A 16,844-nucleotide genomic window follows, 5' to 3' on the forward strand; every position below is an offset into this window, starting at 1 on the left:
TTCTATGCTTTGAACCACATACCGTCGCTATTGGTGTAGCGGCCGTCATCTGTGCCTTTGCGCAGTTCGGCGCGCAAAGAGACTTCTTTGACCATTGCTTCCAGATCATTCTCGGCGGTCGCAGCAATATCGGCGATTTTAACACCGTTGCCTTTTCCGGCTTTCTCCATGGCGCGTTCGACCAAGGTGCGTGCCGTGCCGCGTGGCGCGCGCTTACGACCTTTGGGTGTCGCTGCTTTCGCCTTGCGGGGTTTTTTCGCTTTGGGTTTTGGACCCGGCTTAGCGCTGGTTTTACCGGGGCTCAAGACCGACAGAAGCTCTTCCCGTGCGTCTGTTTTCCCCTTGGCGATGCCGTCCTTCATACCAAGCTCATACGCATCATCCAGTGCGCGTTCTACTGTCTTCAAAAGTTTCTGAGTGGCTTTCATTTTTCCAACTTCTCTGCTGATTGGCGTAATCTCGCTATATGCCTGCGCTAATAGAACGTCAATCATGTCGGCATAGTGCCGCCGATGTGTTGATATTTTCACGGTATGGGCGCTAGTAGGCTATTTTCGGCGGCGTTTTACGTTTCCGCCTCTTTGGCCCGGACGGCCCGCTGTTGAGCGACCCGATGCTTTATGCGCATCATCTACCGCTTTCTCAACGGCATATTGACGAGCGAGCGGATCGTCAGACACCACCATATCGACCGTCTCAAGGCGCTTAACTTCGTCCCGCAACCGTGCAGCTTCTTCGAACTCTAGGTTCTCTGCGGCCTTCCGCATGTCCGTCCGGAGCCCGTCGAGAACCGCCTGAAGGTTTGCGCCGGCAAGGGGCATATCTACCTGCGCTGTAACGCGGTTCATATCCACATCACCTTTGTAGAGACCTGCCAGAACATCCTCGACATTCTTCTTCACGGTTTCCGGCGTAATACCGTGTTCTTCATTATATGCCATTTGCTTGGCACGGCGGCGGTCCGTCTCGCCCATCGCGCGTTCCATCGATCCGGTGATCCGGTCGGCATACATAATGACCTTGCCATCCGCGTTCCGTGCGGCCCGTCCGATCGTCTGGATTAGGGATGTTTCGGAGCGGAGGAAACCTTCCTTGTCGGCGTCGAGAATTGCGACCAAGCCGCATTCTGGAATATCGAGACCTTCACGCAGCAGGTTAATACCGATCAGCACGTCAAATGCGCCAAGGCGAAGGTCACGCAGAATTTCAATCCGCTCGATGGTGTCGATATCACTGTGCATGTAACGCACTTTGATGCCTTGTTCGTGCAGGTATTCCGTCAGGTCTTCAGCCATCCGCTTTGTGAGCGTTGTGACCAATGTTCGGTAACCGGCCTCAGACACGCGTCGAATTTCGTCCATAACATCGTCGACTTGTGTTTCGACGGGACGAATTTCGATCATGGGATCCAGAAGGCCCGTGGGTCGGATGACCTGTTCGACAAAGACGCCGCCTGATTGCTCCAACTCCCATGATGCGGGCGTCGCCGAAACAAACACGGATTGCGGTCGCATTGCGTCCCATTCTTCGAATTTCAGCGGTCTGTTGTCCATGCAGGACGGTAGGCGGAACCCATGCTCCGCCAAGGTAAATTTACGCCGATAGTCACCCCGATACATGCCGCCAATCTGAGGTACGCTGACATGGCTTTCATCTGCAAATACGATTGCGTTGTCGGGGATGAATTCGAACAATGTGGGGGGTGGCTCGCCCGGGGCGCGACCGGTGAGATAGCGTGAGTAGTTCTCGATGCCGTTGCAAACGCCCGTGGCTTCCAGCATTTCCAGATCGAAATTCGTGCGCTGTTCCAATCGTTGCGCTTCCAGTAATTTGCCTTCATCGACCAGTTGCTTCAATCGCACGGCAAGCTCTGACTTGATCCCCTTGATGGCCTGTTGCATCGTGGGCCGCGGCGTCACGTAGTGCGAGTTCGCATACACCCGGACCCTGTCGAAATCGTCTGTCTTCTTGCCAGTGAGCGGGTCGAACTCGACAACTTTCTCAAGTTCTTCACCAAAGAACGACAACCGCCACGCGCGGTCGTCCAGGTGGGCGGGCCAAATCTCAAGACTGTCGCCGCGGACGCGGAAGCTGCCGCGTTGGAACGCCTGATCATTGCGCCGGTATTGCTGCGCAATCAAATCCGCCATAACTTTGCGTTGATCATAGTCCTGCCCCGCATGGAGGTCTTGGGTCATGGCGCCGTAGGTCTCAACCGACCCGATGCCGTAAATACAACTTACGGATGCAACGATAATAACGTCATCCCGCTCCAGAAGGGCGCGAGTCGCGGAGTGACGCATCCGGTCGATCTGTTCGTTGATTTGGGATTCTTTCTCGATATACGTATCCGACCGGGCCACATAGGCTTCCGGCTGGTAGTAGTCATAGTAGCTCACAAAATACTCGACTGCGTTGTCGGGAAAGAACCCCTTAAACTCGCCGTAGAGTTGTGCCGCGAGCGTTTTGTTTGGTGCAAGTATAATAGCGGGCCGTTGTGTTTCCTCGATGACCTTCGCCATAGTGAAGGTCTTGCCGGTCCCGGTCGCGCCCAGAAGCACCTGATCCTGCTCACCCCCGTTGACACCCATTGTCAGTTCCTTGATCGCCATGGGCTGATCGCCTGCTGGCGTAAAGTCCGTCTGCATGCGGAACCGAATGCCGCCTTCCAGCTTTTCGCGACCGCGCACATCCGGGGAGGGGGCGTGGTTCAGGGCGGGCATCTGTTCGGGAGAGTTGTTGTGCATTACGCGATTCCTTACGACCACCCTAAGATGATCCTTTTTGGTTCCCCTTCAAGATGCGCCTGAATGCGCACTTGCCAACTCCTGCCAGTCCGGGGATAACATCGCGCAAGTTGACCGGAGTGAAGACCATGCGGGCGCGTATCTACCAACCAGCGAAGACTGCCATGTCCTCAGGGCAGGCCAAAACCAAAACGTGGGTTTTGGAGTTTGTCGCTGAGACAGCGCGCGAGGTTGATCCGCTGATGGGATGGACATCTTCGCAAGACACGCAGGCGCAGGTGAAGCTAACCTTCGATACGAAAGAAGCGGCGCTGGACTATGCCAAAGAGCGGGGCATTGACGCCGTGGTGACCGAGCCCAAAAAGCGGAAGCCTGTCATTCGTCCCGGCGGGTATGGCGAGAACTTCGCCACCAACCGGCGAGGCACTTGGACCCACTAGACCGACCAGAAATAGGCGGTCAGATGGTAGAACACTGGCGCGGCGAAGATGGCGGAGTCCATTTTGTCGACGAAGCCGCCTTGTCCGGGGATCAGATGCCCCCAGTCACGCACCCCAAGATCCCGTTTGATGGCCGCAAGGACAACAGATCCGCCGCTGCCGATCAGGAAGATCGCGATGGCCATCAGCGCGGCTTCGTGGGGGGCAAAGGGTGTGATCCAGTTGAGGACGAAGCCAATCAGCGCCGCAGTTAGCGTTCCTGCGCCAACGCCTTCCCATGTTTTCGGCGACACCCGCGGTGCGATGCTGCGCCGCCCAAACCTGCGCCCGACATAGTATTCCATCAGATCGCTGAGCTGCACGACAAGCACCAAAAACGCCACAAGAAGGACAACCCGGTTCTGGTAGCCCGGGATGTCAAGCGTCAGCAGCGCTGGCACATGGCTAAGGCAGTAGACGCAGATCATGAGCGCCCATTGGGTTTCTGAGACGCGCGCGAGAAATTTCTGATCGGGTTGTCTAAGGACCGAGACGATCGGCAGCAGCAGAAACGCGTAGACGGGGATGAGGATTGAGAACAGTCCACTCTCCCCCAACCAGATCATCACGTATTGCGCAGGGAGCACGACATAAAAGATCGCCACGAGCGACATGTGATCGCCCTTAGTCTTTGTCGTCAGCGTCAGAAATTCCCGCAAGGCTGCGAAGGAGCAGAAGAGGAACAGCACGACGATCCCGATCCGCCCCGTCAGAAGGGCAAGCGTCATCAGCAAAACCATAACCCACCAGGTTCGAACCCGCGTCAGATAGGTCTCAACGGTCGGGTTGTCGGTGTTCGGGGAAAGCTGCGATTGAAGGACCATACCAACGAGGGAGGCCAACACCAGCAGCAGACAGGAGCCCGCAAACAGCAGCAGTAGATCAGCGTCTGTCTGGGTCATGGCGCTTTGTCCTCGGTCGGGCGCAGGGCCAGCAGCGCGTCAGAGGCGCGCGTGAGAAATGTGTCCTTGTCTTCGCCTGTCCTCACGTGGATGGGCTCGCCAAAAATGATGGTGCATCCCAGTGGGACGGGAATGACCTCGCCCTTGGGCATGATCTGCGAGATGTTGTCGATCCAGGTCGGGACCAGATCAACCTCGGGGCAGCGTTGCGCGATGTTGTAGATCCCTGCTTTGAAGGGCAGCAGCGGATCCTCGGTCATGTTGCGGTTGCCCTCTGGAAACAGGATAAGCGACGCGCCTTCGTTTACAGCCGTCACGATTTTGTCGACCGGATCATCGGTTTGATGCTCCCGCCTGCGATCTATGAGAACCGCGCGAAACACCTCACCGCCTGCAAAGGCCCGCAGCTTGGTTTTCAGCCAGTAGTCAGCCGCTGCAACGGGGCGGGTCTGTCGGCGCAGGGCTGGTGGAAGGACGGTCCAAATCAGTGGCATGTCCGCATTGGACGTGTGGTTGGCAAAATAGATGCGTTGGTGCCTGACCGGTTCGATCCCGCGCCAATCGGCACGGGCGGCGGTGATGAACTGGGCGAACAGGGCGAGGACATGCCCCACGATATTTGCAAGTATTCCGCGCATGAGCGTCCTCGTTTTCACACTGTTCGTCAGATTGATACGTTAACTTCAAAGCGCGCAAGGAAAACTGCGCCACAAGAAAACTTGGCGTACAGATCCGGTTTTCGTCACTGTCATTTTCCCATGCCCGTACATGAACGCCGTTCAATTTCCAGCATGCAGAAAACCAGCTATTGCTCAAGGGAATACTTGAGCGATGTTCATTTTTTCTGGGCAGACTTGGTTAAGTTGTTAAGAACAAGGGAAATCATATGCTTCAACTGATCTTCGGGAACGGCCGAAATACGTCTCTCAAGTCCGAGAAGAACGATGCCGTGTATGGATGAGAACAGTCCACGGGTCATCAGTGCCACGTCCTCTGCTTCCATATCAGGGAAAACTTCGGCCAGTGGTTTTGCAATCAACGCCAAAAGCGCGCGCATCTCGGACATATACCATTCCGGCACATCGTGATCGCTCGACATTTCCAAGTCGAAAAGGGTTCGCCAAGCGGGGGCATTCTTCGACGCGAAGTCCAGATAGGCGTGACCCATAATGACAAGCGTTTCAGCGGATGTGCTGTCTGGGTGCGACTTGACCGTCCCCATGACGTGATCGCCCAGCCGTTTGAAGGTCCGACCGTTTACCGCCATTACCAGCTCATTCAGATCGCCGAAGACGTTATAGATTGCGCCGACCGCACATCCCGCATCCTTGGCCAGATCACGTGCACGAATTTGGCTGATGCCGCCGTCGATGATGCGTGCTTCTGCGATATTGATCAGAAGGATACGCAGTTCCTCCCGCTTCTTTTGAACTTTGCCCGCCATAGCGCCTCGATTGTGAACCGGGTTCAATATAGCGCTGAAGCATTTGAGAAGGAAAGAAGCGGATTGCAGGCTTGCTTTTGGTTCACCTTGCCCGCAAAACCGGGCCAGAGCGGTCCCTTAGCTCAACTGGATAGAGCAGCTGACTTCTAATCAGCAGGTTGAGGGTTCGAGTCCTTCAGGGATCGCCAGATGATTTTGCGCTCAGGTGCGGCGCAGCCGGATCACCACATCCACTTTGGAGATTTCTGTACCATCCGGCGCCTTTGGCAAGCCGGAGATCTGCAGTTCTTCCTTAGGCGCGTCTGTCAACTCGCTGGTTTCTTCCCAGAAGAAATGCGGATGATCGTCTACGCGGGTGTCGAAATACGACTTGGTGCCGTCGACCATGACCTCGCGGATAAGGCCAACCTCACAAAATGCCTTGAGTGTATTGTAGATCGTCGCGAGCGAGACGCTGTCACCACTTTCTTTGACGGCGTCATGCAGACTTTCTGCCGTGATGTGGCGGTGCTGGCCGTCGCCGACAAGAAGCTCAGCCAACGCAACGCGCTGCCGGGTTGGGCGCAAGCCCGCGCCATCCAGCCAATCTGCCCCACGTCTTTCTGTTTCTGCCGTCATCGCACTACCTATGTTTCTTCCCAATATATAAGGGCTTTGGACGGCAAGTTTCAAATAAATTCAGCGAACTCTCGGGCTTGTGGCCCACTTGCACGTGGCAAACTGCCAATGCTAGAGGGGGCTGACGTTAAGAACGCATCATATCGGGGACGGCGGCGGATGTCAGATTATCCAACCAGTTTTGGCAAGGAAGACTTGTTGAAATGCGCACGAGGCGAGTTATTCGGACCGGGCAATGCTCAGCTTCCGCTGCCGCCCATGCTGATGATGGACCGCATCACTGATATCAGCGGGGATGGCGGGGCCAACGGAAAAGGTCATGTTGTCGCAGAGTTCGACATCACGCCGGATTTGTGGTTTTTTGAGTGTCACTTCCCTGGGAACCCGGTGATGCCGGGGTGCCTCGGGCTCGACGGGTTGTGGCAGCTGACCGGTTTCAACTTGGGTTGGCGCGGTTGGCAGGGTCAGGGCTTTGCCCTTGGCGTCGGTGAGGTCAAGCTGACTGGGATGGTCAAACCTGACCGAGAAATGATTACATATTACGTGGATTTCACACGGGTGATAGATCGCCGGCTAAAGATGGGCGTTGCCGATGGACGTGTCGAGGCTGATGGCGAGGTCATCTACCAAGTCAAGGACATGAAGGTCGGTTTGGCTGTGGCCGAAGACAACTGATCTGTCCAAAATAGGAGGCGATGATGCGCCGCGTAGTCATTACTGGATTGGGGATCGTCTCCCCGATCGGAAACTCGGCTTCCGAGGTTGCCGCGGCTTTGAAGGCCGGTACGTCGGGTGTAGAATCGTCTCAGGACATGATCGAGCACGGGTTTCGGAGTCAGGTTGCCGGCACACTGAAAATCGACGTTACAGAGCACGTGGACAAACGCAAACTGCGTTTCATGGGACCGGGTGCGGCCTATGCCCATATCGCAATGGAGCAGGCGATTGCAGATGCGGGCCTGGAGGACGGCGATGTGATTAACCCCCGGACGGGACTGATTGCGGGCTCCGGCGGGCCATCGACCTCGTCAATGCTGGCGGCCCACCAGACGGTGCTGGAAAAGGGGGCGCCCAAGCGGATTGGTCCGTTTGCGGTTCCGAAATGCATGAGTTCGACGATCAGTGCCAATCTGAGCACGGCGTTTCAAATAAAGGGCATCAACTATTCGATCACGTCCGCCTGCTCTACGTCGCTGCACTGCATCGGTTCTGCGGCAGAGCAGATCATGATGGGCAAACAGGATGTAATGTTTGCGGGCGGCGCCGAAGAGTTGGACTGGACGCTGTCCTGCCTCTTCGACGCGATGGGCGCCATGTCTTCGAAATATAACGACACGCCGACAAAGGCCTCTCGCGCGTTCGATGCGGATCGCGATGGGTTTGTCATTGCAGGCGGTGGCGGGATCGTTGTGCTTGAAAGCCTCGAACATGCTCAAGCACGTGGGGCCAAGATCTACGCGGAGGTCACCGGCTTCGCGGCGACCTCTGACGGCCACGACATGGTTGCCCCGTCCGGTGAAGGCGGCGAGCGGGCCATGCGGCTTGCGCTGGATACCATCCCGGACGGGCGTACGGTAAGCTACATCAACGCGCACGGTACCTCTACGCCTGTGGGCGATGTGGGCGAGGTAGAAGCGGTGCGGCGTGTCTTCGGTGACGGATCAACACCGCCGATCAGTTCCACCAAGTCAATGACCGGCCATTCCCAAGGTGCGACCGGCGCGCAAGAGGCAATCTATTGTCTGTTGATGCTGCAGGATGATTTTATTGCCCCATCAATCAATGTGGAGACTCTGGACGAGGCGCTTAAACCAGAGGAAATCGCAACCAGCACCGTCATGGATGCTGGTCTGGACACCGTTATGACCAACTCATTCGGGTTTGGCGGGACAAACGGGTCCATGTTGCTGAGCAAGTTTAAAGGATAAAAGATGGCCGATCTGATGAAAGGCAAGCGTGGCCTGATCATGGGCGTCGCAAATGAAAGATCCATCGCGTGGGGCATAGCGAAGGCCATGTCCGAAGAAGGCGCGGAGCTTGCCTTTTCCTATCAGGGTGACGCATTTGGTAAACGGGTTCAGCCGCTCGCAGAGAGCCTTGGCAGCGATATCCTGATCGATGTGGACGTGACAGATGATGCATCGCTGGACGCCTGTTTTGCGAAGCTGGCGGACGAGTGGGGTAGCATCGACTTCGTCGTTCACGCCATTGCCTATTCCGACAAGAACGAGCTGACGGGCCGTTTTATCAATACGACGCGGGACAACTTCAAGAACTCGCTGACGATCTCCTGCTATTCATTGATTGATGTGGCCCGGCGCGCGTCCGCGCTGATGCCAAACGGTGGCACGATCCTGACTCTCACTTACCAGGGGTCCAATAGAGTGACGCCGTTCTACAACGTCATGGGGGTTGCCAAGGCGGCGTTGGAATCTGCCGTCCGTTATCTAGCGAACGATCTTGGGCCCGAAGGGATCCGGGTTAACGCGATTTCGCCCGGACCTATGAAGACGCTTGCGGGGGCTGCCATCGGGGGGGCGCGGCGGACATTCCGGCAAACCGAGGCCAACGCGCCCATGCGTGCGAACGCGACACTTCAAGCCGTTGGTGGCACAGCCGTCTACCTTGCATCTGATCACGGGGCTTGCACGACGGGTGAGATTATTCGTGTCGATGGCGGCTACCACGTCCTCGGCATGCCGCAGAGCGAAAACCTTTAACTTTTAGGCGGCAATTCCGAAGTCGCCACAATCGCACCGCAAGATTGCCAGATTTTGCCTTCAACCTGTCACACGTTCAGTGGTGAGGTGATGATGCTGGTCCTGGGTGGCGCATCTTTTTTGTTCCTTATGATGTATCTCATTGTAAGGGCCGGATTCAGCAACCAAGGCGCTTTGAATATCGTAGGATTGGATCCTCAAGGCGTTTTCCTTGCGATCATCGCAATCGGAGCCGCCGTTTACTATCTTGGACCGCTTTATGGAATCGCTGTCACGCTGAGTGTGATGATCCATGAATTCGGACATGTGGTGGCGTTCAGAATAGCAGGCCATGAGGACGCGCGGTTCCGGTTGGTCCCCCTTATGGGCGGTATCGCGATTTCTGATATGGCTCCACGCACGCAAGCAGACGATTTCTTCATCACGCTGATGGGCCCCGGCATCTGCATCGTACCGATGGTGGCCGCGTTCATTCTGTCCGATCTCACTTTCCAGACTTTCCCTCAAGCGTCTCAGTTTCTCTGGATATTTGCAGTTGCGACCGGTGCGCTCAATTTTTTCAATCTGCTGCCGTTTTGGCCTCTAGATGGTGGGCGGTGCCTTCGGATTGTCACCGACGCCTTTGCACCGCGCGCGACTACTGCAATCACGCTGGGAATGAGCGCAGTTTGTGCAGCGCTGGCCTTTCATCTCGACTCCATCGCGCTGACGATCTTCTCGCTTCTGGGTATCCAATCCCTCTGGTTCGGACGGGGTTTGGACCTTGACCAGACCCGGCTCAGCATCGGGCAGGGGGTCTTGTCGGTGTCCGCATATGTCATGACCTCAGCCGTGCATTTCGTGGGTGGCGTTCAGATGATCTTCTGGATCATTGCCTGACCCATCTTTGAGGTTTTCCCGATCGGTGTGCTGTGCAAACCTGTTTGCAAAACAGGGGGAGCCGTCATGCCGATCACGACCTGCATTTTTGATGCGTACGGGACTTTGTTTGACGTAACCGCTGCAGCGCGGCAGGCCGCCACTGAGCCCGGCCGCGATGCGTTGGCATCCTGTTGGCAGGCTTTGGCGACCGATTGGCGGTTAAAGCAGCTTCAATACACATGGTTGCGGGCGATCACTGGCGCACACACGGATTTCTGGCAGGTCACGCAAGACGGTCTCGACTGGGCGATGGAGTCTCAGGGGCTAAGCGACACGGACCTCCGCGCGCGTCTTCTTCAGCTTTACTGGGAGTTGGAAGCCTATCCCGAGGTTCCGGTGATGTTGAGCGCTTTGAAGACGGCGGGGTTGAGTACAGCTATTTTGTCGAATGGATCGCCTGAGATGCTGGACGGCGCCGTAAAATCGGCGGGGCTGTCGGACGTTCTGGATGACGTGCTGAGTGTCGAGAGCGTCGGGATCTTCAAGCCGGATTCGTCGGTTTACCAACTGGTTCTGGACAGGTTTAAATGCAGCACCGAGAACGTTCTTTTCGTCTCCTCCAACGGGTGGGACGCTGCGTCCGCGGCAGGCTTTGGGTTTGTCACATCCTGGGTGAACCGGGCATCCGAACCGGTTGATCGCCTGCCTTGGACACCAGCACATATTCTGAGCGATTTGACGTCCATCCCGAATCTTGCGGGGCGCGCATGATGATCGATACCGTGGTGCGGCACTTTAAGACGGATGACGGTTTGCAGCTGGCCTATGCTGATGAGGGAACCGGTACGCCGCTTCTCTGTCTGGCGGGTCTGACGCGCAATATGCGGGACTTCGAGCCGGTTCGCAGCGCGTTTGCTGAAAAGGTTCGGGTGATCCGGCTCGACAGTCGCGGACGCGGTCTCTCGGAGTTTGATAGTAACTATCAGAACTACAATATTCCGCGCGAGGCGCAGGATGCGCTGGCGCTGATGGACCATCTGGGGCTGGAGAAGGCTGCAATCCTCGGTACCTCCCGAGGCGGCTTGATCGCCATGACCCTTGCTGCCGGACACAAGGATCGCTTGGCTGGTGTTGTTCTTAATGACATTGGTCCGGTGATCGAAGAAGAAGGCCTGACCTACATTTCAAGCTATCTCGGGCGGCGACCAGGATATCAGTCCTACGATCACGCAGCCGAAAACCTTCAAAGCAAGATGGGCGAGATGTTCCCGAGGGTATCTCTTGCCTCTTGGCGTATCTATGCGGAGCGTCTTTGGATCGAAGGGCCCGAGGAGCTCGAGTTGCGATATGATCCGGCTTTGCGGACCGCTGTCGAAGAAAGCTCTCAGGCTGGGCCCATGCCCGATCTCTGGCCGCTCTATGAGATGCTGCAAGGCATTCCAGTCACGATCCTGAGGGGGGCAAATTCGAATATCCTCTCGCGAGCAAATGCGGACCGGATGCAGGCCCGTCACGATCAGGCAACGTATGTCGAGGTTCCAGATCGTGGTCATGTCCCGTTTTTGGATGAGCCGATTGCGGTGACGGCGATTGCCGAGTTCCTGGAGAGGGTCACATGAATATTGACATGATCACGGCGTCGGCAGAGCGGGGGGCGGGGCAGGTCCGACGCACGCCTCTGCTCAACTCCCCCTTTATTGACGACCTCGCGGGTCGCCGCGTTTTCGTGAAAGCTGAGGCGCTACAACATACCGGTTCGTTCAAGTATCGCGGCGCGTGGTCCGCACTGTCGGCCTTGGGGCACAATGCCCTGCGCGCTGGTGTGATAGCATTTTCGAGCGGCAATCATGCACAGGGTATCGCCCTTGCAGCCAAGGAGCATGAGACGACAGCAGTCATTGTCATGCCCTCGGACGCGCCAAGCCTTAAGATCGAAAACACGCGAGCGCTTGGCGCCGAAGTGGTGTTGTATGACCGGGCTGGCGAGGACCGGGACGAGATCGGAGCGCGCCTTGCAAAGGAACGTGGACTGACCTTGGTGAAGCCCTTCGACGAGCCACAAGTGATCGCAGGACAAGGTACCGCGGGTTTAGAGATCGCGGAGCAGGCAGCCGAATTTGGTGTCGATGCCGCAGAGGTTCTGGTGTGTTGCGGAGGCGGTGGACTAACCTCCGGTATTGCGCTGGCCTTGGCAGATCGTGCACCCGCCATGAAGGTACGGCCCGTTGAGCCGGTGGATTTCGATGACGTCACACGCTCGCTAGCAAGCGGACAGATCGAGCGGAACGAAAAGACCTCCGGTTCGCTTTGCGATGCGATCATTACGCCGCAACCGGGCCAGATCACATTTCCTCTGATGCAGAAGCTGTGCGGTCCGGGCATCGTGGTTCCGGAAGAAGATTGTCTGCGCGCAATGGCCGTGGCGTTTATGCGGCTGAAGCTTGTGTTGGAACCGGGCGGCGCGATCGCTTTTGCGGCCGCGCTTTATCATGGCGATACACTGACGAGCGATCCGGTGATCGCGGTGGCATCTGGCGGCAATGTCGATGCGGATATCTTTCGTATGGCGTTGGAGAAGTATGGGAGCGATTTATGACCCGCTTCACAATCGCCAGTTTCAACGTGAAGAACCTGATTGGCCCCGAGCAGGAGTACTACCGCTTCGAGCAGTACACCGAAGAAGAACATGCGTGGAAAGAGGATTGGCTTGCTGATCAAGTGCTCTCACTGAACGCCGATATCGTCGGCTTTCAGGAGATTTTCGAAAGATCAGCTTTGCAGGCGGTAATCGCCGAGGCGGACCGTAGAGGCCGCGCGTCGAACGAAGATGTCGTACCGGACCCAAATAAGCGCTACGCGCGAAAGGCGATCTTCCGCAAACTGGCGTACCGGGACTATGGCGATGCCGCCCTGGCCTTTGCGCCCAATACCAATGACGGTGAGCCAGGTCAGCGGCGCCCCGGTCTGGCACTGCTGTCCAGATTCGGTTTTGTCGGTACGCCAGAGATCATTCAGGAGATCGACCCGGCGCAGGAGATCGACTTTGATCTGATGGGTGGTGGTGACGGGGGGACGTTTCGGCTGAACCGTCTGTCCCGCCCGCTTTTGAAAGCGCGGATACCGATTGGGGATACGGTCATCACGGTTTTTAACTGCCATCTTAAATCGAAACTTGGGGAATACCCGCGTCCGGCAGATGGTGCGCCCGCGCCCGAGGTTGATCTGCTGAATTACGATCCCGTGGGTCGGGCCTTGGGGTCGCTTCGGGCGGCTGTCCGGCGCATGGCAGAGGCCCACGTGTTGCGCGCGCTTGTTGTTGAAGAGATCAATGCAGGTTTCCCAACGATCGTCATGGGCGACTTTAATGACGGCGAGCATGCTGTTTCTTCAGAGATCATCTCTGGCGAGCGCCCGTTCAAGAATTACGCTTGGATGCGCCGCCACGATGCCGAACGGGCGAATGACAGATACAGCGAGGAAGAGGCGCAGAAAATCAAAGCGGATATTGAGCGCGTGATGTTGCAGTCTTGTGAGAAGCTCTTCATCAGGACATCCCTTCGCGACATGATCTATACGACTGCATTTGGTGGTGTTTTCGAATCCATCGATCAGATCCTGCTGTCGCAACACTTCTTGGACGGATCGGGCCAAATCGGTGAGATGGAGTACTTCAGTGTATTCAACGATCACCTGACCGATGGGTCACATGCAGAGGCGCCTTATAATAAGTTGGCGTCCGACCACGGACAGATCATGGCGCATTTGCGGTTGTTCGACGATCAGCCTTAAGGCTGTTTGTGTAGAAAACCCACGACACGAGCATCAAAAGCATCGCCAGCAGGAAGGGGGCGCCCGGCAGGTCGAGCGGTGTATCCTCGCTTGTAAACGTCGAGAAGACGCGCGTCATGATCAGCGGCGTGGCGATCATTCCAATGGCGTTGATCGACGCCAGAACCCCCTGAAGCTCCCCCTGCTGATCGTCTGCTGCCCGACCTGACATGACACCTTGAAGCGCCGGAGCGACAACCGCGCCAAACGCGGCGAGAGGCGTGAGCACCAATAGCATCCAGCCCTGCGTTGCGAAGCCAAAGAGTGTCAGGGTCAGGACGTTGTAGAGAAGTCCCCAGTAGACCGTTCGGACCTCTCCAAGAAAGCGGATGACGATGCGAATGAGATAGCCTTGGGTCACCGCCATCGAGACGCCGTATAAAGCGAGGGACGCGCCGATCATGCGGGGGCCCCAGTCGAAGGCGGCTTGGGTGTGATAGGCCCAGATCGCCGGATAAACCATGTTCGAGATCTGGTAAAAGAAGTAGACGGCCAGCAACAGGCTGAGCCCGGGCAGCGCCCCGATATGCTTCAAGCCGCCAGCCGGGTTCGCGCGCGACCATCGGAATGGCCGGCGTTTGTCCGGTGTCACGGTTTCCGGCAGCACGAAATAGCCGAAGATAAAGTTTGCGCCCGCAAGAATTGCGGCTGCGTAGAAGGGCGCACGAGGACCAAGCTCCGCCAGTAGGCCCCCTATGATGGGGCCCAGTACGAAGCCAACGCCAAACCCCGCCGAGATCAGTCCGAAGTTCTGTGCCTTCTTCTCACGGGGTGAAATATCAGCCATGAAGGCGCTGGCCGTTGACTGTGTGGCCGCGGTGATCCCGCGGATGATGCGTCCGACCAACAGCAGCCAAATTGTTCCGGCCAGGGCCATCAGAATGTAGTCAAAGGCCATGACAGCGGTTGATGTCAGAAGAACAGGCCTGCGCCCTAAACGATCACTTAGATTTCCAAGCGTTGGACTGAACAGAAATTGCATCACGGCGAATGTCGCCGACAGGATACCGCCCCAGACCGCTGCGTCCGAAATGGAAGTCTCGCGCACATCCATGATCAGTTCTGGCATAACCGGAAGAATGAGACCGATGCCCATCGCGTCGATCATCACTGTGATCAGAATGAACGTAACGGGAAGGTTGCGGAACATACATGCTCGGTTTGACTAGAGCGTGACCATGCCCGCAGTCTGACAACGGATCAAGCCGGGACGTGACCAATGCTGTGCAAGAACTCCGTCAACGCATCTGCGTATACCTCGGGCTGTTCGACGCAGGGTAAGTGTCCTGCGCCACGGATCAATTGAAACCGGCTGCCTTTGATGAGCTCTTGCGTTTCACGCACCAGATCAGGCGGGGATGCCCCGTCTTCGCTGCCCGCAATAGCCAGCGTTGGCAATGTCAGCCCCGCGGTGGTCGTGTAGAAATCCGTCCCCGCGATGGCCGCACAGCAGCCCGCGTAACCATCGACAGGTGTATCGACCAACATTTGTCGCCATCGCGCCACTTCCGGCGACATGCGGAAACGCTTGGAAAACCACCGCTCCATGACGCTGTCGGCGATGCCCGCCAGCCCGTCTTTTTGGATGGCATCAATGCGGTCCTGCCACATCTGCGCGGTGCCCATTTTTGCGGCCGTGTTCGATAAAACCAGACCGCGCACAAGATCGAGTCGCTTGGTGGCCAGACCTTGAGCCACCATGCCGCCGATAGAGAGACCAATGAAGACGCAATCCCTGACCTGAAGGTGGTCCAGAAGACGTTCCGCGTCTCGGATCAAGGCGCCCATCGAATAGGGGCCTGTCGGCACGTCAGAACCGCCATGTCCGCGCATATCATAGCGGATCAGTCTCAATCCATTTGGAAGCAAAGGGATGATCTGATCCCAAAGCGCATGGGTGGTGCCGAGCGAATTTGCGAAGACCACTGGCGGCCCTGTCTCAGATCCATCTTCCTGAACCCGAAGCGAGATATCCCCCAGATCAACGATCACCACTGTCTCCTCAGTAAGGTAGGCCCACGTAGTTCTCGGCCAATTCGGTCTGCGCTGCAACGGAGGTTTCGATGTGATCCAACTCCGCTTCCTGTATGCGCTGATCGAACGCGCTCTGATCGGGGAAACGGTGCAACTTGGTTGTCATCCACCACGAGAACCGCACCGATTTCCAGACACGTGCCAGAGCATTGGCAGAGTAGGCGTCGATCCCTGACTGATCCTTATGCGTGTAATAGGTCTGCAAGCCGGTAGACAAGTAATGGACATCAGAGATCGCGAGATTTAGCCCCTTGGCACCCGTTGGCGGGACAATGTGGGCCGCGTCGCCGACGAGAAACAGGCGTCCCCATCGCATCGGCTCGGCGACGTAGGATCGGAGAGGCGCGATTGATTTCTCGATGCTTGGTCCTGTTGTGATCTTGTCCGCCGCTTCTTCCGGAATGCGGCGCTTCAACTCGTCCCAAAATGCGTTGTCGGACCATGCGTCCAGTGGATCATCCACAGGGGCTTGAATGTAGTAGCGGCTGAGTTTGCTGTTGCGCATGGAGCAGAGCGCAAAGCCACGCTCGTGATTTGCATAGATCAACTCATCGCTAACCGGCGGCGTTTCAGAGAGAATACCCAGCCACCCAAACGGATAAACGCGCTCATATTCCCGCAAGACATTCTTCGGGATACAAGTGCGGCTGACGCCATGAAACCCATCACAGCCCACCACGAAATCGCAGTCGATGCGCTGCTCCGTTCCGTCTTTCTCATAGGTCACGTAGGGCTTGTCTGTATCAAGATCCTGTGGGGTGACGGACAGGGCTTCCTCAATAACAATGCCGTCCATCCGGTCCCGAGCATCGTATAGATCGTGGGTTACCTGCGTCTGCCCATAGACCATCACCCGCTTGCCAATGAGCGCGTCGAAATCAATGCGGAACCCTCTATTTTGTGTGGCAAGATAAGTGCCGCTGTGGACATAGCCTTCCGCATCCATACGTTTGCCGACACCTGCTTTCCGCAGCATCTCGACGCTGCCCCATTCCAATACACCGGCGCGGATCCGCGACAAAACATAGGACCGGGCGCGTCGCTCGAGCACGACCGTGTCGATCCCGGCCCTGTGGAGGAGCTGAGATAACAGAAGCCCGGATGGACCGCCCCCGATGATGACAACCTGAGTACGCATAAAAATCCTCCCTTGGAATGAGTACGCAATTTTAGTTGTCAACGTCAATCAAATTGCAATTCCACTTGCGAGT

General features: G+C 56.8%; 18 protein-coding genes and 1 tRNA gene. 10 read left to right on the forward strand and 9 right to left on the reverse strand.

Annotation, left to right across the window (positions count from 1 at the left end; all coding sequences use genetic code 11):
- Positions 1-2 precede the first annotated feature (2 nt).
- Entirely contained in the window at positions 3-428 is a 426-nt protein-coding gene (locus KIN_RS00515; RefSeq protein ID WP_159804016.1) for a hypothetical protein, read from the reverse strand.
- Between the two features lie 120 nt (positions 429-548).
- Positions 549-2,747, reverse strand: a complete 2,199-nt coding sequence (gene uvrB, locus KIN_RS00520; protein WP_159804017.1) for an excinuclease ABC subunit UvrB — start codon at positions 2,745-2,747, stop codon at positions 549-551.
- A gap of 128 nt (positions 2,748-2,875) precedes the next feature.
- Between uvrB and KIN_RS00525 the strand changes: the two genes are divergently transcribed.
- Positions 2,876-3,187, forward strand: a complete 312-nt coding sequence (locus KIN_RS00525; RefSeq protein ID WP_159804018.1) for an ETC complex I subunit — start codon at positions 2,876-2,878, stop codon at positions 3,185-3,187.
- On the opposite strand, the gene KIN_RS00530 is transcribed toward KIN_RS00525, so the two are convergent.
- The 3 genes from KIN_RS00530 to KIN_RS00540 all read right to left on the reverse strand — a co-directional run bounded on the left by KIN_RS00530 (position 3,184) and on the right by KIN_RS00540 (position 5,572).
- Complete coding sequence (locus KIN_RS00530) at positions 3,184-4,128, reverse strand: phosphatidate cytidylyltransferase (protein WP_159804019.1); 945 nt, start codon at positions 4,126-4,128, stop codon at positions 3,184-3,186. The genes KIN_RS00525 and KIN_RS00530 overlap by 4 nt on opposite strands.
- Positions 4,125-4,766, reverse strand: a complete 642-nt coding sequence (locus KIN_RS00535; RefSeq protein ID WP_159804020.1) for a lysophospholipid acyltransferase family protein — start codon at positions 4,764-4,766, stop codon at positions 4,125-4,127. The genes KIN_RS00530 and KIN_RS00535 overlap by 4 nt, the downstream gene beginning before the upstream one ends.
- A 197-nt stretch (positions 4,767-4,963) precedes the next feature.
- Positions 4,964-5,572, reverse strand: coding sequence for a TetR/AcrR family transcriptional regulator (locus KIN_RS00540; protein ID WP_159804021.1), 609 nt, complete (start codon positions 5,570-5,572; stop codon positions 4,964-4,966).
- A gap of 111 nt (positions 5,573-5,683) precedes the next feature.
- Between KIN_RS00540 and KIN_RS00545 the strand changes: the two genes are divergently transcribed.
- Positions 5,684-5,760: transfer RNA gene (locus KIN_RS00545), tRNA-Arg, on the forward strand.
- 13 nt (positions 5,761-5,773) lie between these two features.
- Here KIN_RS00545 and irrA read toward each other — a convergent pair.
- Positions 5,774-6,190 (reverse strand): iron response transcriptional regulator IrrA, encoded by a 417-nt coding sequence (gene irrA, locus KIN_RS00550; RefSeq protein ID WP_159804022.1) that lies wholly within the window; start codon positions 6,188-6,190, stop codon positions 5,774-5,776.
- A gap of 159 nt (positions 6,191-6,349) precedes the next feature.
- Between irrA and fabA the strand changes: the two genes are divergently transcribed.
- From fabA to KIN_RS00590, 8 genes are all read left to right on the forward strand, one after another.
- Entirely contained in the window at positions 6,350-6,865 is a 516-nt protein-coding gene (gene fabA / locus KIN_RS00555) for a bifunctional 3-hydroxydecanoyl-ACP dehydratase/trans-2-decenoyl-ACP isomerase (RefSeq protein ID WP_159804023.1), read from the forward strand.
- A 23-nt stretch (positions 6,866-6,888) separates the two neighbouring features.
- Positions 6,889-8,118: a beta-ketoacyl-ACP synthase I gene (gene fabB / locus KIN_RS00560; RefSeq protein WP_159804024.1), complete on the forward strand. Its 1,230-nt coding sequence runs from the start codon at positions 6,889-6,891 to the stop codon at positions 8,116-8,118.
- 3 nt (positions 8,119-8,121) lie between these two features.
- The gene (locus KIN_RS00565; protein WP_159804025.1) at positions 8,122-8,910 is read left to right on the forward strand and encodes an enoyl-ACP reductase FabI; all 789 of its coding nucleotides are present in this window, start codon (positions 8,122-8,124) and stop codon (positions 8,908-8,910) included.
- A gap of 90 nt (positions 8,911-9,000) precedes the next feature.
- Positions 9,001-9,789, forward strand: coding sequence for a metalloprotease (locus KIN_RS00570; protein ID WP_159804026.1), 789 nt, complete (start codon positions 9,001-9,003; stop codon positions 9,787-9,789).
- Positions 9,790-9,855: 66 nt separating this feature from the next.
- Positions 9,856-10,542: a haloacid dehalogenase type II gene (locus KIN_RS00575; RefSeq protein ID WP_159804027.1), complete on the forward strand. Its 687-nt coding sequence runs from the start codon at positions 9,856-9,858 to the stop codon at positions 10,540-10,542.
- Positions 10,539-11,390 carry an alpha/beta fold hydrolase gene (locus tag KIN_RS00580; protein ID WP_243144777.1) on the forward strand — a complete coding sequence of 284 codons (852 nt, stop codon included), beginning with the start codon at positions 10,539-10,541 and terminating at the stop codon, positions 11,388-11,390. The genes KIN_RS00575 and KIN_RS00580 overlap by 4 nt, the downstream gene beginning before the upstream one ends.
- Complete coding sequence (locus KIN_RS00585; RefSeq protein ID WP_159804028.1) at positions 11,387-12,367, forward strand: threonine ammonia-lyase; 981 nt, start codon at positions 11,387-11,389, stop codon at positions 12,365-12,367. The genes KIN_RS00580 and KIN_RS00585 overlap by 4 nt, the downstream gene beginning before the upstream one ends.
- Positions 12,364-13,560, forward strand: coding sequence for an endonuclease/exonuclease/phosphatase family protein (locus KIN_RS00590; protein WP_159804029.1), 1,197 nt, complete (start codon positions 12,364-12,366; stop codon positions 13,558-13,560). The genes KIN_RS00585 and KIN_RS00590 overlap by 4 nt, the downstream gene beginning before the upstream one ends.
- On the opposite strand, the gene KIN_RS00595 is transcribed toward KIN_RS00590, so the two are convergent.
- From KIN_RS00595 to pobA, 3 genes are read right to left on the reverse strand one after another with little or no spacing between them, the layout of a single operon-like run.
- Positions 13,523-14,749 (reverse strand): TCR/Tet family MFS transporter, encoded by a 1,227-nt coding sequence (locus tag KIN_RS00595; RefSeq protein ID WP_159804030.1) that lies wholly within the window; start codon positions 14,747-14,749, stop codon positions 13,523-13,525. The genes KIN_RS00590 and KIN_RS00595 overlap by 38 nt on opposite strands.
- A 50-nt stretch (positions 14,750-14,799) precedes the next feature.
- Positions 14,800-15,594, reverse strand: a complete 795-nt coding sequence (gene pcaD / locus KIN_RS00600) for a 3-oxoadipate enol-lactonase (RefSeq protein WP_159804031.1) — start codon at positions 15,592-15,594, stop codon at positions 14,800-14,802.
- Positions 15,595-15,601: 7 nt separating this feature from the next.
- The gene (pobA, locus tag KIN_RS00605) at positions 15,602-16,771 is read right to left on the reverse strand and encodes a 4-hydroxybenzoate 3-monooxygenase (protein ID WP_159804032.1); all 1,170 of its coding nucleotides are present in this window, start codon (positions 16,769-16,771) and stop codon (positions 15,602-15,604) included.
- Positions 16,772-16,844 lie beyond the last annotated feature (73 nt).

It is taken from the genome of Litoreibacter roseus (assembly GCF_009811795.1).
Lineage (GTDB): Bacteria > Pseudomonadota > Alphaproteobacteria > Rhodobacterales > Rhodobacteraceae > Litoreibacter > Litoreibacter roseus.